At 57.7% G+C, this 19,352-nt stretch carries 24 protein-coding genes and 2 pseudogenes; 8 read left to right on the forward strand and 18 right to left on the reverse strand.

The genetic code is table 11. From position 1 onward, the window contains the following. Nucleotides 1-207: 207 nt before the first annotated feature. The gene (locus tag BN77_RS11685) at nt 208-744 is read right to left on the reverse strand and encodes a 3'-5' exonuclease family protein (protein ID WP_040677710.1); all 537 of its coding nucleotides are present in this window, start codon (nt 742-744) and stop codon (nt 208-210) included. 210 nt (nt 745-954) lie between these two features. Further along, the gene (locus tag BN77_RS31380) at nt 955-1,365 is read right to left on the reverse strand and encodes an alpha/beta hydrolase fold domain-containing protein (RefSeq protein WP_007531972.1); all 411 of its coding nucleotides are present in this window, start codon (nt 1,363-1,365) and stop codon (nt 955-957) included. Nucleotides 1,366-1,465: 100 nt separating this feature from the next. On the opposite strand from BN77_RS31380, the gene BN77_RS11695 reads away from it, so the two are divergent. Both BN77_RS11695 and BN77_RS34740 read left to right on the forward strand, forming a co-directional pair. Then, entirely contained in the window at nt 1,466-2,152 is a 687-nt protein-coding gene (locus BN77_RS11695) for a TetR/AcrR family transcriptional regulator (protein ID WP_040677711.1), read from the forward strand. A 116-nt stretch (nt 2,153-2,268) separates the two neighbouring features. Then, nucleotides 2,269-2,418, forward strand: coding sequence for a hypothetical protein (locus BN77_RS34740; RefSeq protein ID WP_007531976.1), 150 nt, complete (start codon nt 2,269-2,271; stop codon nt 2,416-2,418). A 278-nt stretch (nt 2,419-2,696) separates the two neighbouring features. Here the strand turns inward: BN77_RS34740 and BN77_RS11705 are convergent, their stop codons facing one another. Then, nucleotides 2,697-2,924: a hypothetical protein gene (locus BN77_RS11705; RefSeq protein ID WP_040677060.1), complete on the reverse strand. Its 228-nt coding sequence runs from the start codon at nt 2,922-2,924 to the stop codon at nt 2,697-2,699. A gap of 8 nt (nt 2,925-2,932) precedes the next feature. Here BN77_RS11705 and BN77_RS11710 point away from each other — a divergent pair, with 8 nt between their 5' ends. Together BN77_RS11710 and BN77_RS11715 are read left to right on the forward strand one after the other, a co-directional pair. Further along, nucleotides 2,933-3,301, forward strand: coding sequence for a hypothetical protein (locus BN77_RS11710; RefSeq protein WP_280109943.1), 369 nt, complete (start codon nt 2,933-2,935; stop codon nt 3,299-3,301). Nucleotides 3,302-3,366: 65 nt separating this feature from the next. Next, nucleotides 3,367-3,615 carry a hypothetical protein gene (locus tag BN77_RS11715; RefSeq protein ID WP_157224447.1) on the forward strand — a complete coding sequence of 83 codons (249 nt, stop codon included), beginning with the start codon at nt 3,367-3,369 and terminating at the stop codon, nt 3,613-3,615. A gap of 378 nt (nt 3,616-3,993) precedes the next feature. Here the strand turns inward: BN77_RS11715 and nhaA are convergent, their stop codons facing one another. From nhaA to BN77_RS31385, 9 genes are all read right to left on the reverse strand, one after another. Continuing rightward, complete coding sequence (nhaA, locus tag BN77_RS11720) at nt 3,994-5,199, reverse strand: Na+/H+ antiporter NhaA (protein ID WP_007531983.1); 1,206 nt, start codon at nt 5,197-5,199, stop codon at nt 3,994-3,996. Nucleotides 5,200-5,730: 531 nt separating this feature from the next. Beyond that, on the reverse strand, nt 5,731-5,955 hold the full coding sequence (locus BN77_RS11730) for a hypothetical protein (RefSeq protein WP_007531987.1): 225 nt from the start codon (nt 5,953-5,955) through the stop codon (nt 5,731-5,733). Between the two features lie 320 nt (nt 5,956-6,275). Beyond that, nucleotides 6,276-6,755 carry a hypothetical protein gene (locus BN77_RS11735; protein ID WP_007531988.1) on the reverse strand — a complete coding sequence of 160 codons (480 nt, stop codon included), beginning with the start codon at nt 6,753-6,755 and terminating at the stop codon, nt 6,276-6,278. Nucleotides 6,756-7,431: 676 nt separating this feature from the next. Continuing rightward, a complete protein-coding gene (locus tag BN77_RS11740) occupies nt 7,432-7,938 on the reverse strand; it encodes a toll/interleukin-1 receptor domain-containing protein (protein ID WP_007531989.1) in 507 nt (168 codons plus the stop codon). Next, a complete protein-coding gene (locus BN77_RS11745; protein WP_007531990.1) occupies nt 7,938-8,417 on the reverse strand; it encodes a hypothetical protein in 480 nt (159 codons plus the stop codon). The genes BN77_RS11740 and BN77_RS11745 overlap by 1 nt, the downstream gene beginning before the upstream one ends. Further along, on the reverse strand, nt 8,417-9,385 hold the full coding sequence (locus BN77_RS11750) for a caspase family protein (protein WP_007531991.1): 969 nt from the start codon (nt 9,383-9,385) through the stop codon (nt 8,417-8,419). The genes BN77_RS11745 and BN77_RS11750 overlap by 1 nt, the downstream gene beginning before the upstream one ends. A 10-nt stretch (nt 9,386-9,395) precedes the next feature. Beyond that, nucleotides 9,396-9,785, reverse strand: a complete 390-nt coding sequence (locus tag BN77_RS11755) for a TIR domain-containing protein (RefSeq protein ID WP_040677065.1) — start codon at nt 9,783-9,785, stop codon at nt 9,396-9,398. 378 nt (nt 9,786-10,163) lie between these two features. Continuing rightward, entirely contained in the window at nt 10,164-10,610 is a 447-nt protein-coding gene (locus tag BN77_RS11760) for a DUF2267 domain-containing protein (RefSeq protein ID WP_007531993.1), read from the reverse strand. Nucleotides 10,611-10,911: 301 nt separating this feature from the next. After that, nucleotides 10,912-11,382, reverse strand: coding sequence for a DUF2254 domain-containing protein (locus BN77_RS31385; RefSeq protein WP_007531994.1), 471 nt, complete (start codon nt 11,380-11,382; stop codon nt 10,912-10,914). A 639-nt stretch (nt 11,383-12,021) separates the two neighbouring features. Here BN77_RS31385 and BN77_RS11770 point away from each other — a divergent pair. Beyond that, complete coding sequence (locus tag BN77_RS11770) at nt 12,022-13,083, forward strand: hypothetical protein (RefSeq protein WP_007531996.1); 1,062 nt, start codon at nt 12,022-12,024, stop codon at nt 13,081-13,083. A 72-nt stretch (nt 13,084-13,155) separates the two neighbouring features. Here BN77_RS11770 and BN77_RS11775 read toward each other — a convergent pair whose 3' ends face one another. From BN77_RS11775 to BN77_RS35520, 5 genes and pseudogenes are all read right to left on the reverse strand, one after another. Then, nucleotides 13,156-14,337 carry an acetate/propionate family kinase gene (locus tag BN77_RS11775; RefSeq protein ID WP_007531997.1) on the reverse strand — a complete coding sequence of 394 codons (1,182 nt, stop codon included), beginning with the start codon at nt 14,335-14,337 and terminating at the stop codon, nt 13,156-13,158. A 19-nt stretch (nt 14,338-14,356) separates the two neighbouring features. After that, the gene (locus BN77_RS11780; protein ID WP_007531998.1) at nt 14,357-14,647 is read right to left on the reverse strand and encodes a hypothetical protein; all 291 of its coding nucleotides are present in this window, start codon (nt 14,645-14,647) and stop codon (nt 14,357-14,359) included. Continuing rightward, the gene (locus tag BN77_RS11785; RefSeq protein WP_007531999.1) at nt 14,634-16,256 is read right to left on the reverse strand and encodes an MBL fold metallo-hydrolase; all 1,623 of its coding nucleotides are present in this window, start codon (nt 16,254-16,256) and stop codon (nt 14,634-14,636) included. Before BN77_RS11785 ends, BN77_RS11780 begins: the two co-directional genes overlap by 14 nt. 99 nt (nt 16,257-16,355) lie before the next feature. Continuing rightward, the gene (locus tag BN77_RS11790) at nt 16,356-17,078 is read right to left on the reverse strand and encodes a CBS domain-containing protein (RefSeq protein WP_007532000.1); all 723 of its coding nucleotides are present in this window, start codon (nt 17,076-17,078) and stop codon (nt 16,356-16,358) included. A gap of 113 nt (nt 17,079-17,191) precedes the next feature. Continuing rightward, a pseudogene (locus BN77_RS35520) lies at nt 17,192-17,341 on the reverse strand (lysylphosphatidylglycerol synthase transmembrane domain-containing protein); the annotation flags it as partial. Between the two features lie 276 nt (nt 17,342-17,617). Here BN77_RS35520 and BN77_RS11795 point away from each other — a divergent pair. The 3 genes from BN77_RS11795 to BN77_RS11805 all read left to right on the forward strand — a co-directional run bounded on the left by BN77_RS11795 (nt 17,618) and on the right by BN77_RS11805 (nt 18,766). Beyond that, the gene (locus BN77_RS11795) at nt 17,618-18,055 is read left to right on the forward strand and encodes a universal stress protein (protein WP_007532003.1); all 438 of its coding nucleotides are present in this window, start codon (nt 17,618-17,620) and stop codon (nt 18,053-18,055) included. Between the two features lie 37 nt (nt 18,056-18,092). Next, complete coding sequence (locus BN77_RS11800) at nt 18,093-18,476, forward strand: hypothetical protein (RefSeq protein WP_007532006.1); 384 nt, start codon at nt 18,093-18,095, stop codon at nt 18,474-18,476. 92 nt (nt 18,477-18,568) lie between these two features. Beyond that, nucleotides 18,569-18,766 carry a hypothetical protein gene (locus tag BN77_RS11805; protein ID WP_040677067.1) on the forward strand — a complete coding sequence of 66 codons (198 nt, stop codon included), beginning with the start codon at nt 18,569-18,571 and terminating at the stop codon, nt 18,764-18,766. Between the two features lie 378 nt (nt 18,767-19,144). Here the strand turns inward: BN77_RS11805 and BN77_RS34115 are convergent. Then, nucleotides 19,145-19,352, reverse strand: a pseudogene (locus BN77_RS34115) (ABC transporter ATP-binding protein); the annotation flags it as partial.

Here is a 19,352-nt window from a genome sequence, read left to right on the forward strand (position 1 = left end):
TTAGCCTAGAGCCCGTCCATAAACGTCTGTTTTGACTCGAGCTCAGCGGTAGTTAGGTGGCAGAAAGTGTGTCTTTGTTAACTGGGCACTTGCGCTGGCATCGCAGATTGCGGCTGATGAGACTTCTGACGAAACGGGGATTTGAGGATCGTCTGGCGTGCGGGATCCAACAAACGATGATGCGGGCGGGACGGGCAAATCGTGGCGTCATGAGGCGGTAATTTTCCTGGCTGCATCCTGAACAAGACCGAGCCGCTTCAGCTCGAGGAGTGCGTCAGGAAGGGCGCGATGAGCCGGATTGGTTGGCTCCGACTGTGCGATGACATCGGCGACCAAACCCTGAATATCGACTTCAGCGCTCCAACCCTCGAGGATTGCTGATGCGGTTTTGGCAAAAAGGTCGTCTGATCTCCCTAGTCGCAACGCATGGCGTGGCATCCCTCCTCCTCGAAGCAGCACGCTGAGCCACTTGCCGTCCCACGAGGGCGAACTCGCATAAAGATCGTTTCCGGAAAGCTGCGCCATCATTTCCGTGACGACGAGTTCGACGTCGCTTCCCTCCTGTTGCAGGCGGTCGCGCGCGATCCCGTGGATCTTTTCCGCATCGGCGGACCAGTCAGTCCATCCGGACTTGGGCTTGATCAGGAACGAGCGCGAGCGGCCATCCTCGAAAACCCAGGCGATTTCGATGGGGTAGCTATGCTTGCCAAGGGAGGAGGCTTCGAAGTCGAGGAATGCGATCATGGCCAGTAGGTAGGGCGGGACGCAGATGGTCGCAACCGAGGCATTCTCATGAGCGACAATTGTCCCCAATATGCCTAAAGCACCGGCCCGTCCTCATCGCCAATCTCGCACCCCGATCCGCCCTTTTTTTGCATTTCACAAATCTGTTCGGCGCTCGCAGAGGTTTGTCGGGCAGTTGACCTGTTCTAACGGTCGTGAACACAGAGACACTTAGCGAAAGTGCTTTTCAATACCGCTACAGGAAACAGCTCCTTGCGCGGCCGGCGTATCTGCCAGCAGGTCCAATACTGCAAAGTCGTGGATTGTGCCCAGGAACCTCACCGCGCTTACCCTCACCACGGCTTGCATCACTTTGCGCGCGTATGCCTCGCCCCCGTCTCGGGCCACATCGTTTTCGGCCGTCATGATTAAGGTAGGGGGCATTCCTTCCAGGTTGCAACTGGACGCGTCTTTAGGAAGAGGCACTCGCGCGCTCGTCGATGGTGCTAGTTCATCGAAAAACTGCGACATCAGCTCTTCCGCCATCCAGGGGCCCTGGCCGAAGGATTGGTTAAGAAATCGTGTCGAACTCGTCCGACGATGCAGGATTGGAGGGGATCTGGAGCGAAGTCGCAGGACCATCGCGGTCTCCCGCCATCATGTAGAGCGACGCAACAACATTCCCGCCTCAAGTCGGTCACAAAATGTTGACATGGGCAACATTGCAACCTAATGGATGAGCATGAGCAGAACAAACTCGACCGCAGATCAGCGCCCCTATCATCACGGGGATCTCCACAGGGCCATCGTGGATGCAGCCCTCGAGGTTCTAAGCGAATCGCAAAGCACAGAGTTCTCACTCCGGGAGCTCGCTAGGAGAGCCGGCGTCAGTCACAACGCCCCTTACAAGCACTTCTCAGACAAGCGCGAGTTGTTGGCTGCCGTTTCTGGGGTAGGGTTCGAACTTCTGGCAGAGCGAATGGCCGACGCTACCAAGGAACTCGGCAGTCCGCGCGAGCGACTTGCGGCCATGGCACGCGCCTATGTCTCTGGCGGCGTTCAGAATCCCGCGCTCTACAGATTGATGTTCGGCGGCTACCTTACTGGCCAGGATAGTGACCGTCCGGCTATAGAGCGGACCGCTGCTTACAGGATGAAAGCACTAGTCGTGGATGCGATGAGCGGCGGCGCACTGGGGCACGAAATTCCGAACAACGCGGAAAACGAAAGAAAACTCGACGGTGCCATCCTGGTTTTCTGGTCGCAAATGCATGGCCTGACGCTCCTCTTGGTGGACCGTCTCGTGGGGCCCGGCGAAGCGATGCGCGAACTGAGCGACAGTGTCTTGCAATCCATGCTCGACGGATTGGCCAATTGCATTCCTGTGATACCGCCAGGGGTGTGGGTCGGCCCTCCACTCGCCGACTAGAGGGGCTCGCCACGAGCTCCCGACCCGCCAATATCTGCCCATCCGCAGGAATCGGCTGCTATAGCCTGGAACGGTGTCGTTATCACCGTGCTGGTTTCTTTAAGAGGGACAAACTCTTGAGCGAATACCTATCTGCTCTGATGGGGCTCATTTATCACCACCTGGACAACCCGGCGATCACAGGCCAGGAAAAGCAACCCGACGCCGAGACAGCCAAGCGCGAAAAGCTCTTTTCCGATTTCATCGCGGAGGCCACTCGACTCTAGAAGGACGACGTCTCCGACCTCGTCTTCTCTTACGCGTTGGTCGCTCAGATGCGCCCTTTTCATCGCCCCCCAGTGGTGGACGCGGCCGGGTTGGTGATGGAGAGGATCGTCGAACCTATCTGGCACCCAACCGACGATCAACAATATTGCTCGAGCCGGCGCATTGAACTTTCCTCTGAAGTTCGGTGAGGCGGCCGGGTGGAGCTGACAAAATATCGGCGGCATGGCCAATCAGTTCGCCGATAGACCACCTTGCGAACGTTCTCGTACCTAACTGCTCAATAAGACACGGTCACCCGACGAAAAGCTGGAGGGTGCTCGACGAAGAAAGGTAGCAATCCACGAGGGCCGCCCGTGCCGTCGTCGCTCTTCATCTTGAGCTTGGCACTCTGGAAGCTGTCGTTGTCTCGCACGAAGCTCGAGACCCACAGCCCTTTGGCTTCGCGCATTTGATCGTCAGAGACGACAATCAGCCGGATCGGCAGTTCCATCTTGATCGCACACATTCTTCCTTGTGGGGAGAGCAGCAGAGGAGGAAATGCTTGGGACTGCTTTCGCAGGTGCTGGTGGATTCGACGGATCGGGCCTGCACAGGGCGACCGACATCGCCACGGTGTTGGAAGTCTCCCTCGGTATGGGCGAGGGGCTTTCGTATTTCGACGCGAGCACCCCTGTGCTCAGGGATCGCCTCCGCCGGATCAATCCGGAGATCGCCGCGCGGGTCGAGCGAGTTCTGGTACGTGAAATGGAACGGTGCAGGGAGATCGTACGGCATCGCCGCAGAGCCATCGAGTTGCTTGCAGACGCCCTGGAGAAGAGGGGCCATGTCGAGGGCGAGGAAGTGTCGCGAATTCTCGCTGAGACGGAGGAGCTGGCAGGATGAGGCCTCCGTGGAAAATGATCGTCCGAACTCTGAAAGAAAGACCGCCGGCGGAGGCACGTCCGTTGGTGGCCGCTACGATCCTCGAAGCCGGAGGAATGCCGCTCAGATTACGGGATGCGCGGCGGCGCCTCTTCATTCTAACGACAGCGGCCTCGGATGGTTGGCCAGCAATTATCGAGAGCCAAGGCGGGGTCGTTTGCCTGATCGCGCTTGACGATCTGGTTGATGTCATCGTGGGGCCGCTACCGACCCTGAAAGAGCTGATGGAGGAAGCTGGAGTGACGCGACGAGCACGGCGAAAAGTGCGCAATTAGATCGCTTTGGACGCACTTAACCTTTACCACCACCAAGCCTGCCCGATGGATAAGGGGTGTCGTTATTTTTAGCGATAATGCCTTCAAGCCAGTGCTCCCAGGCTGCCGCGTAGATCGCCGCTAATTATACTACGGACGCCTCGCAGTTGAGGATCAGACCCCATTCGTATGCCAGGCTTCTTGGTCGAAAGCATTTCGCTGGCGTTCTATATTCCCCAGCAGACATGCTCTCGCGACAGTTGACGCAGCAAATGGAACAGCATCCTGAAAGCGCGAGTTGTTCGCCAAAGACATCAATTTTTTCAGAACGTCCCGAAGCCGGGCATGAAGCAGGGATGCGGGTGTGCCTGATGACATGCTCGATATGAACAAGGTAAGCTAACGTCCGGAAAAGTTGGGGCTTTTTGGCTTTCGTCCAAAGATCAGAAGAACTGCCGCTCCGAGAAGGCCAGACGCCAAGGAGCCGATCAGAATGCCGATCTTCACATGATCTTGAACTGCCGGATCGTCAAACGCGAGCAGTCCGATAAACAATGACATTGTGAAGCCGACACCGCAAAGCAACGCTGTTCCGGTCATCTGTCCCCACGTAGCCATTGCCGGAAGCTTCGCAAGGCGTAGCTTGACAAAGAGGGCCACCGTGCCGAGAACGCCGACGAGCTTGCCCAGCATCAGGCCAGCTGCGACGCCGATTGTGAGGGGTTCGGCGAACAGGTCTAGCGAAGTCCCGGCGAGGGACACTCCGGCATTGGCGAAACCGAATATCGGAACGATGACGAACGCCACTGGCTTTTGGAGGAAGTGTTCCAGCCGGTGCAGTGGGGACTCCGCATGGTTTGCCTCTGGCGTGCCCGGTGTAAGCTTCAACGGAATCACGAGGGCAAGGATTACTCCGGCCACGGTGGCGTGGATGCCGGATATGAATACCAGTAGCCAAAGGACACCCCCCAGGCTCAGATAGAGCCAAAGTTGGTTTACCTTTCTCCGGTTCAGGCCGAATAGCAGCCCCGCCATGAGGCAAGCTCCGATCAGAGCGAGGGAGCTGATTTCGGTTGTATAGAAGAGCCCGATGACGATGACCGCTCCCAAGTCGTCGATGATCGCCAGTGCTACCAGAAAAATCTTTAGCGATGCTGGGACGCGGTTCCCGAGCAGCGAAATCACGCCGAGTGCGAAAGCGATATCGGTTGCGGTGGGAATCGCCCATCCTCGCAGCGAGGCGGGATGATCCCAGTTGACAAAAGTGTAGATGAACGCCGGAAAGAGCATCCCGCCGACGGCGGCCGCACCTGGAAGGATGCGCCGGCTCCAGCTGGATAGCTGCCCATCCAGCATCTCGCGCTTGATCTCCAGGCCGACCAGCAGGAAGAAGACGGCCATCAACCCATCGTTGATCCAGTGCAGAAGGCTCAGCGGTCCGATGTCGACGTACAGTGCGTTAAAGTAGCTTTCCGCCAACGGTGAGTTGGCGGTCAGCATCGCCAAAGCAGCAACAGCCATGAGGACGAGACCACCGGACGCTTCGTTATCGAGGAAGTTCCGAAGCGTGGATTGAATACGGCCGGGTGAGACAAGCAAAGACATCGGCTAGCGCTCCCTTGTTTGTGGAGGGTTGACTGAAGTCTCCGTCGATTTCGGGGAACCCGTAGCGTACGCAGCACACGCTATCCAAAATAGGATAGGTCCCGGAAGATCCGGTTTCAAGCACTATCAACCTGCTAGCCGCAACCTCGCTCCGCGAGTCCCCGCAAGTCGCGAATTCAAATCGGAGGCGGAGCGGGGGTGTGACCCGCGAAATAATGAACCAGAACGATAAGGACGACGATCGCCAGGACCAGAGGAAGAGTGACCAGAAATGGCTTCACGGCTGCCACCCGAAATACAGTGCGACCGAGAATCCGAGTTGCGCAATGCCTATAAGAATGGAGATCGCGAAGACTGCGACTAGCGCTGTCCTTTTCATCGAACGTTCCATATCGGCTTATTAGCCTAATCAGAGGACGGCGTTCAACCTTTCCGTAGCCTGGCTTCGAAAGCGCAAACCAGAATTGCCTTGCTCTTGCGGCTTCCTCTGCTTTTCCACCGACGTCGCTCCCCTACTATTCCGACTGCCGCTCAGCCATGCACCTGCAGGCGATCGACAGCAAGCCCAAGAAGCGGCCCGACGATGTCAACGATGATGCCGGGATTGGACGGGCGATCCTGACGCTTGAATGCCAAGCCGATGACCACGCGCTGCGCTCCGCCCCTGGTCAGCGAGGATCGCGCCGCCTCCATCTCCATTTCAGGTAGCTGGACGTCGCTGCGGTTTTCGAAGAACTCGACTGCCGATGCGACCAAGACATCACGACGACCGGCGCACCGAAGAGCGATCCAAAGGATCAGTCTAATATGGTGAAGCGGCACGGGCTCAACTACGCTGCACTCTTTTCAGAGGAAGAAGACCGAGAGCGAACGACCTGGACGAGGGCTACATGTGAGCAGGTTACTCGGGCCCGTCGTCCGCCGTCTTCACCTGGCCATCCGATGAATGGTGAGGACATCTGCAGGGGTCTGGATCCGGCCTTGGTGATCCTGGGAGAGGCCCAGAGCGGCGTCGGAGCGGAAAACGCTTGTGCGAGGGTTCTCGAGCTATTCCCCTTGACGACGCTCGATCGGCCTCAGTCGCAGCGCCTCTGTGCCTTCAGGGTCTTCACCATTCTTTCGATGACCGGTCCGTAACGTTTTTGCGCCACGGATGGATACTCGAGCGTGAAGTTGCCCATGGCGTCGTCGCAGAGTGCGATCTGCCGCAAGTAGATGATGCGATCGCCCTTGATCCCGGAGAAGCTTGCCCACGACGGGCCGCGCTTCTCGTAGGTGAATTTCCAACCGTCGTCGGCCTCAAATTTCCATCGAAGCTTGCTCTCCTGAGCGAAGCCGCCCTCCGTCAGGTAGTTTCCCCACACGGACAGTTTTGTCGATCTGTCGGAGCTCTCGAGGCTGATGCCATCTCCGTTCTCAGGCGTTAGGACAGTTTTGAAGTCGGTGGGTAAATCGATGGAGTAACCGAAGCGGCCATTCTCGTATGTCGCGAAGTCAGCGGCGGTCGCAGCGGAAGCGACCAGAACGGCGATTGATACAACAGAGCGCCGAAGCATGACATTCTCCCCCACGATTTTTCAATGGATGACGATAGCCTGGATACACTTCGCATTTCCAGCCGGCGGTGCGGACCAACAGTCATTGCTTCTTGTGTCCTCTCGAACAGCGTCTTTCATTCCAGTGCTGAAGGCACCCCGCTGCAACTCGAAGATCGCGATGGTGCGCCACGGCGGCTGCAGTCTCTGTATTATGAAAAAGACGATATCTCGTTGAGATTATCACCGGCCTTGCGCGCCCCCGTCAGCACGCCGGTATCGAGGAGGATGAAGTTCGGTGTCACTCCGCGACGCCCCTCTCGCGGTTACCACGATTGAACGGATTCGACGCGGCCGCAATGGGCCAAAGAGGCGACATCAGCCGCACGCGTCGTATCGGTCAATTTGGGCCCGGGAGGGGACTGGCGGCTTCAATACGCAATCTCATATTGCAGCCTCGGTAGCGCGGTCCACAAACAATCTCTGGCCTGCAAAATCGTTGTTCATGTCTCGCAAGATGTGCGTGTATTACGCGCCGCTTTGGTAAGCTGAACCTGTAAGCAGAGTTCCACTGCATCCCCTCCTGCTTTCGCACCATTTCACCACCATCGGCGCGAAAAGGATCGCAACCCGTCACGCTTGGCCTAACGGACGAAACCGCTCTCGTCAGCTTGCATGCTATCCAGCTAGCGAAGCGTTAATACCCGCGCCTCTTCGCTACCAGTGCTCGCGCAAGGTCTTTGTGAAATTCGCCGATTCCGGACCTGAAGATTGTGCTCTTCCTATCCGCCGAATAGGCATCATCCATCTTTCGCACTGTGACCTGCTCGTTGCGTTTAGAATACTCGCAGTACAGATCCACCTCGCTCATGGTCTGCAACACCGGCCATTTCTGTAAATAACTCGGCAGCGAGATGTACTGCTCAGCGTAGCTCGCGATCCGGAAGTCTTTTTCGGAGGCGACGCCGATCTCCCATGGCACCCACCAGGAATCCTTCGTTGCCGTCGAAAGAACCGCGACGAGCTGGTCGCATTCGCTCATGCGCTTGCGGATATGATCCGCCAATTCCGGTCCATCTGATGCAAGTCCATCATCAATGACATCTAGGTAGGTCGCAATTCCGTTGGACTTGATCCGCTCCGCCACCTTGGCGGCGGTGCCGCTATCCTCTTTTTTATGGGACACAAATACTTTTTTGGGCATCAAATCTTCCCTACCGTTTTGTCAATCGGATTAATCAGCCGGACATCGCGCTCTCGCTGTTGCGCGTAGGCCACGACATCCGCCGTTCCACCTTTTCCCTGCGCGGGTTGTTGGTCCCATACGGCGATAATCACGTCGGAGTGATCCACGATATATCTTCCGGCTTTAAGAAAAGCGTCTTGCTCGGAGCCGAGCCCTCCTTCGATTTTGTCTATCTTCGCCCGATCGACAAGTTTTAGGTAGGTGGCGCGGGAACGTCCCCGGAAGTACTTCACGTAGTGATCGGTCGGAATGACGGCGCGCAGAGGAGCGCCACGATCAAGGATGCATTCGGCGAAAACCTGATCGGCTCCTTCGGCGAGCGAACTTAATCCCTCTTCGACATGACCAAGCGATTTCAGCTCGTCGCGTATTTTCGACCTGACCCACCTCCAATCGATTCCTTCGCGGTTTTGATGCCCTGTAATACCGACGATCATCAGATTCTCCCGCCGGAAGCCAAACGCCAGTAGAATTCCCCAAGCGGCGTCAGATAAACACCCCCCGATTGCTCCGCCGTCCAATAGAGGTCTCGGCCGGAGCGATTCTTTAGCAAGCCCGTTATCTGATACTGTTTGAATATCTTGAAGATCGCGACATTCTCCGGCGTTGCGCAATGCACGTTCTGCTCTTCAAATGTCGGATCGAGCATATAGACATGATCAGATGCAGGGAAGAATTCCGGTATCTTGCGAAGAAGGTCATCAAGGATCAGGGGCTCGCATTCGCGCACGGAGTCAAGTTGCTTCGCGTGTGATTTGTAGATAGGCCGCTGGTCCCAAGCACCCAGAGCTGCCTCCACATATCCGTAGATAGAGGCCGCCGACACGCGACCTCGAACATTCGCAGCGCCGCCTTTCAAAGCCCCAACTACAAGCTCCGTGAAAACACCCTGGCCTCCGACCTCCATTGATGGCTCTGATGGTCTTGAAGCCGCAAGGATGGTCATTCCTTCCCGGAGCTGCGCCTGTGCATGCTGGCCACCCTGATTGGCGGACACGTTGCCCATGTTGCCTGAAAAGCAACAATCGATGATGACCAAGATGGATCGAGCCCGTGATCCATTGGCGAGGCGAATGACCTCGTCCATGTGAATGCCCGGATCGCCGGGCTCGCCATCCTGACTAACGAGATATCCCCCTGTCTCTTCCAATGATCCATGGCCGGAAAAATAGAACAGAACGTCACCGTCGAAGGCGAACAACTCGACCAGGGCCGAGCGGAGATTGACCCTCGTGACACGCGAGGCATCGGAAGTGAGCATCAGGCAGTCATAGTTCGGCCTATTATCCTCGTGGCGGCTGAGAACCTCGCGCATCGCGTTTGCATCGGGAATGCAGCCGGACAAATTGCTCACACCGGAGTTGTCGTAATGATTGATCCCTACGATAAGAGCCCTTCTGGACATTGACGCCACCCTATCGAGCTCCGCCTATCAGGCTCTTCAAGTTATCCCACGTCCACTTATAGATTTTGTCCTGCGCGAGCGCCGACACCGGCTTCATGCAAGTCTTTGAAGACCGCCCCCAAAGCAGGAAATATGGTTTTTTCTCTTCTTTCGCGATGTCCAGTTCGGCACTGACGCCGGTTGCGGTATGAGTATATTCGCCACAGATGATTATGACCTGCTGTGCGCTCCGGATGCGCGTCCGGACCTTAGCCTTCCAGTCTCCGGTCATGTGTTCTTTCACTGACCAGTCGGCCAACTCGAACGGCGAATCCTGATTCTTTGACTGCCCGACAAGTAAGTTCCGCAAATCCTCGTCGTGATCAAAATCAAACGAAGTAAAAACTCGCGTTTTCGCCATTTTTTCGCCCTTCTGTCGCCATAGCGCCCGCAATGTCCTATTCGCAATCCGCCAAAGACTGAACCGACTCCGGCACGCGCAAGAACAGAAGTAGAACTTCGCACCGGAAACCGCAAGTTACTGCGCCCTGCTGCACACAACCTTTATGTGCGTAATATCAGCCGAGTACAGGCGAGGCTTGGCGCCCTTTGTATTTTTCTTGTCTTTTGACGAAAACCTTCGCCTACCGTAGTCCAGCTCAGCGAGTTGAAATAACTTAACCCTGTGGCCCATACCTGCAGTATTGAGCATTCTTACCCTTCGAGAAGCCATCGAGAATGCTGGTGCCAACATGGGCCGCCTTGCAGTTGAGCACTATGAGGGTAATTGGCGCGACGGCTAGATCTTGGACGCCTCCCCAACCGAGTCGCTGGTTTCACATGTGGCGACGCAAAGCTTTAGGGCGACATTGAGCTTTGTGGGCCTCTTATGACGGAGACGATCCTCGAACAGGCGCTCGATCTTGGAAAACACGTTCGGGTCCGCGCTGACGGAATGTGGCAATGCCGCACGGAGCGACGCCGGCAGATCGCGAAGGTCATCGTGCTCGTGGCTTTTCATCGGGTCCCATGCCTCGAAGTAGAGGCCGCGAAGCAACGATGGCAGATCATTGCCGACCTTGGCATTGTCGTCCACCGAAAGCCTGTCACGCACCGCGTGCAGGGTGATGCTCAAAACTTCGTATGCGACTCGCTGCTCACAGCTGAGCAGTTCCGAAAGCTCGCGGATCCAAACGGCTGCTTCCTGTGCTGCGTCCGGGAAGGTAAGAAAGGGACTGTAACGCATTTGACCCTCCTTTTTCGAGGAACTCGTGTGCCCTTCGAGAAGAGACTAGGAGCACGCGATGAGGACGCATTGACGGGGATCAAATCAGGACAACGTTTGTGTTGCGAAGTTGTGAATCGACTGGCTCCGAAACCACGGCTGGAGATCAATACGAGCTAGCCTGTCTCGGCCGTCTCCCCGAGCCGCCCAACCCTTGCGAGTCGGGCGTCTGAGCCAGATTCAAATCCTCCGGAAAAACGTAGATCCTCTCTAGCATTCGGTCGAGCAGTCCAGTTCACTGAGGAGGGCTGGGCGGCGGTCGTCAGGCAGAACCTGTGATGCATATTCGATCACCGCGCGCAATCGACGGGCGATCTGGAAGTTTTCGGCGCCATACAGGCGGATCTCGCAAGGTCAACTGCACGAAATCCTCCCAGTTCGGCGTTCTGCAGATGAGCCGCGACTGGCCGGACTTGCTCCTGATCTCGTCGCCGAGCCGCGCCGGGTAGTCTATCAGGTAGAGAAAGGCTGCAATGGACAAAAGGCCCAGGAGGCCAGCCATTCCAGAAACACCGTGGGGAACCGTCGTATCCAGTCTCGAAAGAGCGCCAGTCGCGAAGAGCAGCGTAAAAATGAAGAGGCCGACGGTGAACCGGATGGAGTGTCCCGCAGAAGGGTTGTCGTGATGATCCTGGGCGTCAACTGACCCCCCGGCGACCTGAATCGCCACGAGTAGCGAACCGAATGTAAAGACGACGAAAGTCAACGTCATGGTGACGATGGTCTCCAGCATCCTTTGTGTCCCCGTTACTCCAGGGCCATACCTCGAGCCATGGGGTCCAATCTCCGAAAGCGTAGACTAGACGGATCGCGGCGACGTAGAGGAGCAGGGCGATGAACGGAACGATCCACAGAGGGGATCTCATGTAGCTTCTAAAGCTATACCACTGGTTCCAACCCATCCGCATATCCCGCTGTTGGAGGCTCAAACGAGCGTGTGTGCGAGAATGCCCGATCGCCCGGAATGGACATTGACACCGATCAAGATGGGGACCCCTTTTGTTTGATCTAGCTCAATGTCTGCGGATGGCGTGCTGCTAGCCTTCTTCGTCATTCCCCGCGGCTCCCGTCGAGCCGACGGTGGATGCCGCGATGAAGAATTCCTGAGGTTGGGACTCGGAGCGAAGTTGGCAGCCATGACAAACAAAGCGCAATACGTCTGCGTTCCCACACGTTACGGTCTGTTCAATGTGGTTGACGCTGCCAGCGGGTCGCCCGCCGAAGTCGGTGCCACGACGGTTTTCCTCACGCGAGAGGAGGCGCGGCGCCTTATCGCCTGGCTGAACGAATGCGGCGTGGACGCGCGGCTCCGGCAGCGCATCGTCGCACCGGGCAGATCAAAAGCGGATCGAGAGTACGAAGGGGGAAGCCAATGGCCAACGCAGAAGACTTCAATGGAGCTGCCGAGGCACCTTCAAAGTCGGACGTGCAGGTCCAGCTAGAGCGGATTCTGGCAAGCGGGGATCTTTGCCTTCCGGACCGGGCAAGAAGCTTTCTGCGCTACGTCGTAGAGGAGACACTCGCGGAGCGATCAGAATATCTAAAAGCCTACACGATCGCTCACACCATTTTTAGGAGATCGAATTTCGACGCTCAAAACGACCCCGCCGTGCGCATCGAGGCGGGCCGGATAAGGAGAGAGCTCGAGCGGTTCTATCTCCTGTCGCGGCAACCGGAACCTGTCCTGATCACAATTCCGAAGGGTGGCTACGTTCCCTCATTTAGGGCCAATCCGGAACACGACAGAACGTCCGCAGCGCAACCTGCTAGAAACGAGGCCAGGTCCGAAGGCGCTCCAAAGCTATCGGTTGGATTCATCGCGGCGGTCGTCGGCCTCTCGTTTCTGGGAATCACAACGATGTCCTTGCTCTTTCGCCCTGACCTTTCGACTGAGACGGTGCACAATCTTATCAACGAGATGCCGCCACCGACTGTAGTCGTGGAGCCCTTCGACGACGCTGGCGGTAGCGGCCAGACGGCGGAAGTGTCCCGCGTTCTGAGGGATGAGATCATCGTCAAACTCGTCGCCGCAGGAAGGCGGACCGTCATCGCGACCCCTACGGGACTCAGCACTTCGGCAGATGAGCGTTATGTCCTGCAGGGGAGCGTACGGGGAAGCGACGAACTCATTCGATTGACAACTCGCCTCGTTCGACAGGCAGATGGAGCGGTCTTGTGGTCCGACGGCTACAATTTGAACCAGCGTTCCGACACCTCGATCGGGCCGGAGGAGGCGGTCGCAACTCAAGTCGCACGTGGCATTTCCGGGCCGCTCAAGATCGCTTCCCTTTCGCCGCGGCCTACAATGCCGCCGACAGAACAAAGGATGCGGCCGGAGCACGGTGGTGGGCGCGAGTCGGGGGTGATGAGTGGGGAGCCTCAGTCTCTGGCACGCAACATGGGGCACGCTGCGATCCCCGACCGTCCCTTCTAAAACGCTGTGACCCGGCGCCACACTGGCCAACATCGCGGCTGCCATCGTTCCTCATCCCCGCCGTCGTTCTCCTCAATGAAGTCGATGTTGGCTGATGACCGCGAGTGCCTCGTCGGCGATCACCTGCTCCTCGTCAGTGGGGATGAGGAAAGCGGCGATGGCACTGTCCTTGGCGTTCAGGACAGTTGCATTGGTCTTGTTGGCTGCTTCATTCAGCGAGAGGCCCAGCCATGTCAGGTGCCTCTCGATCCCTCTGCGGATTTCCGGTTGGTGTTCTCCGATTCCCCCCGTAAACACTAGCGCATCGAGGCCGCCTATCGAGACTGCCAGACGGCCGATCTCGCCGGCTATTCTGTAGCAGAATAGGTCGAGCGCTTCTCTAGCGGCGGGGCGGAAGTCCTCGAGGAGCGCCTGCGTATCGCCACTTATTCCGGAGACTCCCAGAAGTCCGCAACGGTGATAGAGGAAGTCCTCCAGTTTGTCGGCGTCCGGAAACTCGGATCTGAGCAGGTGGATTAGCACGCCAGGATCGATCGTTCCGGACCGCGTCGCCATTGGAATGCCGTCAAGAGCCGAAAACCCCATGCTGGCGTCGATGCTGACCCCGTCGACCATGCCACAGAGACTTGCGCCGCATCCGAGGTGAGCACAGACCACTCTGGCGCCGCCGATATAAGGTGCGAATTTATGAAGGTAGGTGGCTATGTACTTGTAAGAGAGGCCGTGGAAGCCGTATCGACGTATGCCTGCATCGTGCATTGCGCGGGGAATTGCCAGCCTTGTCGCGAGACTGCATTGCGAAGTGTGGAACGCCGTGTCGAACGATGCCGTCTGAATGACGGATGGATTGAGGGCGAAGACAGCATTGATCACCTTTAGCGCTTGAGGCTGGTGAAGCGGGGCCATGGGGGTCAAGCTTCCAATTTGCGACATGACGCCGTCGGTGAGAAGCGTCGGCCCTTTGAAAATCAACCCTCCATGAACGACGCGGTGTCCGACAAAGCCGATGTTGCGATCGCCCTGCAGCAGCCGATCAAGAACGCTTGAGATGGCTTGCGTGCCAAGGCCATCCGAGGAGTCGGGCAGATCGACCTCGTGGATATCGTCATCGCTGCCGTACTTGAGGCGAGGGTGCTCGCCGAGGGAGACGACGGCCCGGCCGAGGCGCTTGGCGGTGCCGGACCCGATGTCGAAGAGCCCGATTTTCAAGCTCGACGAACCGGCATTGAAGGTAACTCCCACTTCCTTGTTCATGATCACCTCGTCGGCTAGCCTACCGGCAGCCGGCCTCTTTCACCGCGGAATCCAAGATCTGCGACGCATAGCTCGCGGTCGCCTTTTCATCATCCGTGCAGAGCTTCAGCTCTCGGCAGCGATGCTTCAGATCCCGTAGAATGCGACGCCGAACTCGTTCCACGACCGGCGCATGCTCCTTCTTCAGAAGCTCTTGCAGGCAGGCGACGGCGACTAACTCCGAAACCATGAGCTTGCCTTCCACTTCGCCTTGGGTGGGAATTGCGAAATGCTCGCCACCCGGTTTGAAATCGCGATCAGCCGACAGCATTTCTGTTCTCCTTTTCGATGACGTCGTATTCGGACTCGAGCGCCCGTCTCACCTTGCGAAGAATGAGGGCTCGTCGCTTTTGATCCGCCGCCTGATTCAAACGGTCCGATAGGTCGAGGACAAAGTTCTGGAAGTCGTTGTGCCAGTCCGGTCGTCCGACCTGTTCGGGCGCAAGACGGCCATTCGAGACCGCCTCTACCAGCCGCCCGCCGCTCTTGGTCAAAAAGTAGCCGTCGTCCAGCCTTGGCTCCGTGATCGGAACCTGCAGCACCTTGGCCAGGCGGGCTGCCAGGGCCGATCGCGCCTGCGGTTCCCCATGCACGAGGAATACTCCTTTTTCAATCGGCCTGCGCGCCACAACCCACGTCTCCAGGTCGCTGGCGTCGGCATGGCCGCTATAGGCATCAAAGGGAATCACCGTTGCATTCACCTGGATCTCGTCGCCCTGGATTCGCACGACGGATGCGCCTTCCTGAAGGATTCGACCGAGCGTCCCTGCCGCCTGGAATCCCACCAGGAGCACCGTGCACTCGGGCCTCCAGAGCCAATTGCGTAAGCGGTGTCGGATTCGCCCCGCCTCGCACATGCCGCTCGCCGCTATGATGATGTGGAATCCGCGAACCAGATCGAGTGCTTTGGACTGCTCGGCGGTTTCGGTGAACCTGACGTTCGGAGCGTTGAGCGCTCGCATGAACGCGGCGGCGTTCTCGAGCTCGCCCATCTGGGCCTTGAACACCTCCGTCGCTCTGGAGGCCAGCGGCGAGTCGATCATGATCGGCGCTCGAGGAAGGCTACCGTCGTCCATCAATGCTACGAGATCGGTCAGCACCTCCTGGGTGCGCTCCACGGCGAAAGAGGGGATTAGAAGCGCGCCATTTGGATTGTGCGCCTTGGCCACTATCTTTTTCAGACCGTTGCGGCGGGCGTCCTGCGTGTAGTCCTCGCGTTCGCGGTCGCCATAGGTGCTTTCGCAGATGAGATAGTCGACGTCCACTGGGGCCTGGGGTAGTCCTTCAAGCAGCTTGTAGCGGGTGCCTACATCGCCTGAAAACAAGAGACGTCGAAGTCCGTCGGCGAGTGTAATTTCGATCTCGATCGACGACGATCCGAGGAGATGGCCAGCGTCCCAGAAACGGAATTTGATCCCGCCCACGGTTTCTCGCCACTGCTGGTATGGAACGGACACGAACTGGGGCATCAGCATGCGCGCGTCGTCGGCGGTGTAGATCGGCTCGACTGTTTCGCGTGACCGTCTCCGGTTGCGGCGGTTGAGCTGTCTGACTTCGGATTCCTGGATGTGACCGGAGTCTTGCAGCATGACGGCACACAGCTCCATCGTTGGGCGCGTCGCATAGATCGGTCCGCTAAAGCCATCCTTTCCAAGCTTGGGAAGCAGGCCTGAATGGTCGATGTGGGCATGCGTCAGGAGAACGGCGTCGATCTTGGCGGGATCGAATGGGAAGGGGCGGTAGTTGAGTTCCTTCTCACTCTTCGAGCCCTGAAACATCCCGCAGTCGATCAAAATCCTGCCATCCGCCACCTCCAAGAGAAAGCAGGAACCAGTGACCGAACCGGCCGCGCCATGGAAGAATATCTTGGGGTCCTGCATGTTCCACCTATGAACTCATGCAGATGAGCATAGAGGAGGAGGGCGCGGCTTCCTTGACGGAGATCAATCTGCGAACGAGACGTCGAATTGAGGCAGGCCTCAGACGCGATCTTCTCCGCCGACGGGCGGCGGCAAAGCTACGCCGTAGTAGGGATCGATCCAGCTCAGGTGATCTGCGACCGCTTTCACGCCTGGGACGTTCTCCGCGGCGACCTTCGCGGCCAGCCGCTCGCGTTCGTCGAAGATGGTGCCGGTGAGTTCGACCACGCCATTTCTGACCTCGCAGCGGATGAAACCGTTTCTGCTCCAGCTCTGCTTCGCAAGTTCGGTTTCGACCGCGCTCTGGATGTGAGCGTCTTCGGTCGATGGCGCCGAGGGCTTCTCCGTCTTCGTCAGGGCACGCAGAAGGTCTGAACGCGAAATGAGGCCGACGAGCCTGCCGTCGGAGATCACCGGCAGTCGTTTGATGTCGTTTCGCTCCATCAGGCGTACGGCGTCGGAGAGCGCAGCGTCGGGAGACACGACCACGACGCGCGCGTTCATAACTTCGTCAACACGCCGTCCGTGGGAACGCACGTATTCGTCGGCGATCTTTCCAGGGCTCGCGAGCCAGCTTTGCAGCCAGGACCGCTGGCGTTCCGTGTTAAGCTCGTGTCGCCGCAAGAAGTCGCCTTCGGTGATCATGCCCACCAGCACTCCGTCGTCATCGACGACAGGCAGCCCGCTGATGCGATTCGTGAGCATGGTCTCGGCCGCCTCCAACACGGTACAAGATGCACCGATCGTGATAGGAGACGAAGTCATTGCGTTCTCGACTATCATGTCTGTTCTCCTGACTAAGAAGCTCTTTGAAGCCGTTCCTTCTGTCAGGACGTGGCTCGAAGAGGCACAGCCCGACACAACCATGTATTTGCAGGACGCCGCATTGACGAAGGTCAAAGATCCGCCTGCGCCTCCCGATGGGTCAGCCACATGCCTGGGAGCATCGGCATCCAGAACGACGTTCCCCGGAAGATCAGCGTGGCTGCAAGAGCGACTTCGATGCTCACCCCGAACAGATGAAGGACTGCGACGCATCCCCCTTCGAACGAACCAGAATGCTACCAATCCCGCGATCGCCGTAGCAGCGACCGGCTATCCGATCCGAATGACCTCTCACGTTGCATCGCTGTTCCGCCTCGTTCTTTCCCCAAGGATTCTTTGCACATCTGCTCCCCGCATTCCTTGACCTTTGTCAAGGAAGGTCTGCCTGACGAGCAATTGGCGAATGGCGACGAGCGCGGTTTTCTCGACGAACTTTGACAAGGATCAAAGACGGGTGACCGGCGTGCCCTAGTATCTGGGTCAGGAGGAGAAATACTATGTTCGCAAAGATTCTCATTCCAACGGATGGATCCAGGCTTGCCGTCACGGCCGCTGAGAACGCGGTGGCATTCGCTAGAGACGCGAACGCATCGGTCGTTTTCGTCTGCGTGATCGAGCCGTTTCGCATCTTCACAACGGACAGCGACAAGCTGGCATCCAGCCGGGAAGCCTATGATCGGCTGTCGGATGAACAAGCCGTTCAATTCCTAAAAGACGTCGAGTTGCGCGCTCGTCATCAGGGAGTTACCTGCTATACTGTCAAGCAGCGAAGCGAAGAGGTGCACCAAGCTATCATCGAAACCGCCGTTCTTCATGGATGCGATCTGATAGCAATGGGATCGCACGGCCGGGGTGGCGCCGCCGCGCTGATCCTCGGTAGCGTTACGAACAAAGTCCTCAGTCATTCGCATATCCCCGTGCTCGTATATCGATAAAGCGATGGGGAATTTACGTGCCAATGGGAGAACCGAAATGATCCAAGACGCCGACCATATCTATCCCATCCCTGCGAATCTTCCGGCTATTGCGGCTGCGGAGAAGCTTCTGGAGACAGGCGTCAATTTTCAGGTCCAGGTCTTGAATGCGGCATCGCGCCTCCAGATCGAGTCCTTCGATTTTCTGATGCGACGTTACCAGCAGCAGGTGAGGTTAGTTGGTGACCTCGTTGGCAGCGCGGGAAGCAACGATGCTCTCGACGTCATCGGCGATTTCGTTCGAGTTGCCAGGATCGACTACGCCAGTGAAGCGAGCAATATACTCATGATTGGTTCGAAGTTGGCCTCTCAGGCAGCACATCGTATGCGCGAGGAGGCCCGTACGACGTTGGAGGACAGTGCTGCGCGTACGGTCGCATAGCCCTCCGAAGGCCCTTCCATATCCGTAAAATTCCGGTTGAATTGTGTTACCACGCGACCCGGCTGACTATCACCGTCGACTGCCATCCCGACATGAACAGCGTCCTGAACGGGTGGCTGATGATGCTCGCCGAGCATCAGATCAACGACGTCCGGCGGTGCGCGAAGGATCGAACCCGTGCTGCACAAGCAGCTCCAGCGCGCGCATTGGGGCGCAAGCAAATCGAGCGCCTCTCGCCGGAAGATCAGACAGCGCTTGCACGGATGAAGGAGACGGAGCTTTGGGCATGAGGACCTCGGTAAGCCCAAGAGTGTCTGGCCGGTAGACAACTCCGACGTAGCGTTCAAGTCGTGGTTCAGCCATGGCGTGGTTTGGCCTGATCAGGAACGACCGCGTGCGACCGTCGGCCTCGAAGACCTACTTAGGCAATTTCGATGGGATGGCTGTGCTTGCTAAGTGAGGAGGCTGTCGAGGAGTACGATCATTGCGGAGAGCGGACCGAGTTGGTCGCAACGCCCGATCGTAACCAACCGAGGGGAAGATCACGATCGGATCACGTAATCTTTGAGGTCTCGATGGGCCAGCCCAACTCGAACGCGTCAACGTCTGCCACGACAATGTGGCAACAACGTCCTGAACATTCGCTCTCAGGTGGCTTGGCCGTGAGTTTACAGCGCGACACCTGAATCCAGCGTGGTCGCGTCCCGGATCAGCTCGTACTTTACTTGGGTGACCTTCAAGTCGCGATACCAGTCAACAAGCGCTCCCCAGGGATCCGACACCTTGTTGAGGCCCGAAATAAAGGCGACGACCGTCCCAATCTCGATCCTGCCGGTTATGACGTAGTAGCCGCCGAGCGCAAAGATCCCTGCAAAA

This window comes from Rhizobium mesoamericanum STM3625 (assembly GCF_000312665.1).
Lineage (GTDB): Bacteria > Pseudomonadota > Alphaproteobacteria > Rhizobiales > Rhizobiaceae > Rhizobium > Rhizobium mesoamericanum.

What these genes read in the sequence shown, in the direction of transcription:
- BN77_RS11685 (WP_040677710.1), bottom strand. Translation starts at nt 744, where the DNA reads ATGATCGCATTCCTCGACTTCGAAGCCTCCTCCCTTGGCAAGCATAGC.
- BN77_RS31380 (WP_007531972.1), bottom strand. Translation starts at nt 1,365, where the DNA reads ATGGTCCTGCGACTTCGCTCCAGATCCCCTCCAATCCTGCATCGTCGG.
- BN77_RS11695 (WP_040677711.1), top strand. Translation starts at nt 1,466, where the DNA reads ATGAGCAGAACAAACTCGACCGCAGATCAGCGCCCCTATCATCACGGG.
- BN77_RS11705 (WP_040677060.1), bottom strand. Translation starts at nt 2,924, where the DNA reads ATGTGTGCGATCAAGATGGAACTGCCGATCCGGCTGATTGTCGTCTCT.
- nhaA (WP_007531983.1), bottom strand. Translation starts at nt 5,199, where the DNA reads ATGTCTTTGCTTGTCTCACCCGGCCGTATTCAATCCACGCTTCGGAAC.
- BN77_RS11735 (WP_007531988.1), bottom strand. Translation starts at nt 6,755, where the DNA reads ATGCTTCGGCGCTCTGTTGTATCAATCGCCGTTCTGGTCGCTTCCGCT.
- BN77_RS11740 (WP_007531989.1), bottom strand. Translation starts at nt 7,938, where the DNA reads ATGCCCAAAAAAGTATTTGTGTCCCATAAAAAAGAGGATAGCGGCACC.
- BN77_RS11745 (WP_007531990.1), bottom strand. Translation starts at nt 8,417, where the DNA reads ATGATCGTCGGTATTACAGGGCATCAAAACCGCGAAGGAATCGATTGG.
- BN77_RS11750 (WP_007531991.1), bottom strand. Translation starts at nt 9,385, where the DNA reads ATGTCCAGAAGGGCTCTTATCGTAGGGATCAATCATTACGACAACTCC.
- BN77_RS11755 (WP_040677065.1), bottom strand. Translation starts at nt 9,785, where the DNA reads ATGGCGAAAACGCGAGTTTTTACTTCGTTTGATTTTGATCACGACGAG.
- BN77_RS11760 (WP_007531993.1), bottom strand. Translation starts at nt 10,610, where the DNA reads ATGCGTTACAGTCCCTTTCTTACCTTCCCGGACGCAGCACAGGAAGCA.
- BN77_RS31385 (WP_007531994.1), bottom strand. Translation starts at nt 11,382, where the DNA reads ATGCTGGAGACCATCGTCACCATGACGTTGACTTTCGTCGTCTTTACA.
- BN77_RS11770 (WP_007531996.1), top strand. Translation starts at nt 12,022, where the DNA reads ATGGCCAACGCAGAAGACTTCAATGGAGCTGCCGAGGCACCTTCAAAG.
- BN77_RS11775 (WP_007531997.1), bottom strand. Translation starts at nt 14,337, where the DNA reads ATGAACAAGGAAGTGGGAGTTACCTTCAATGCCGGTTCGTCGAGCTTG.
- BN77_RS11780 (WP_007531998.1), bottom strand. Translation starts at nt 14,647, where the DNA reads ATGCTGTCGGCTGATCGCGATTTCAAACCGGGTGGCGAGCATTTCGCA.
- BN77_RS11785 (WP_007531999.1), bottom strand. Translation starts at nt 16,256, where the DNA reads ATGCAGGACCCCAAGATATTCTTCCATGGCGCGGCCGGTTCGGTCACT.
- BN77_RS11790 (WP_007532000.1), bottom strand. Translation starts at nt 17,078, where the DNA reads ATGATAGTCGAGAACGCAATGACTTCGTCTCCTATCACGATCGGTGCA.
- BN77_RS11795 (WP_007532003.1), top strand. Translation starts at nt 17,618, where the DNA reads ATGTTCGCAAAGATTCTCATTCCAACGGATGGATCCAGGCTTGCCGTC.
- BN77_RS11800 (WP_007532006.1), top strand. Translation starts at nt 18,093, where the DNA reads ATGATCCAAGACGCCGACCATATCTATCCCATCCCTGCGAATCTTCCG.
- BN77_RS11805 (WP_040677067.1), top strand. Translation starts at nt 18,569, where the DNA reads ATGAACAGCGTCCTGAACGGGTGGCTGATGATGCTCGCCGAGCATCAG.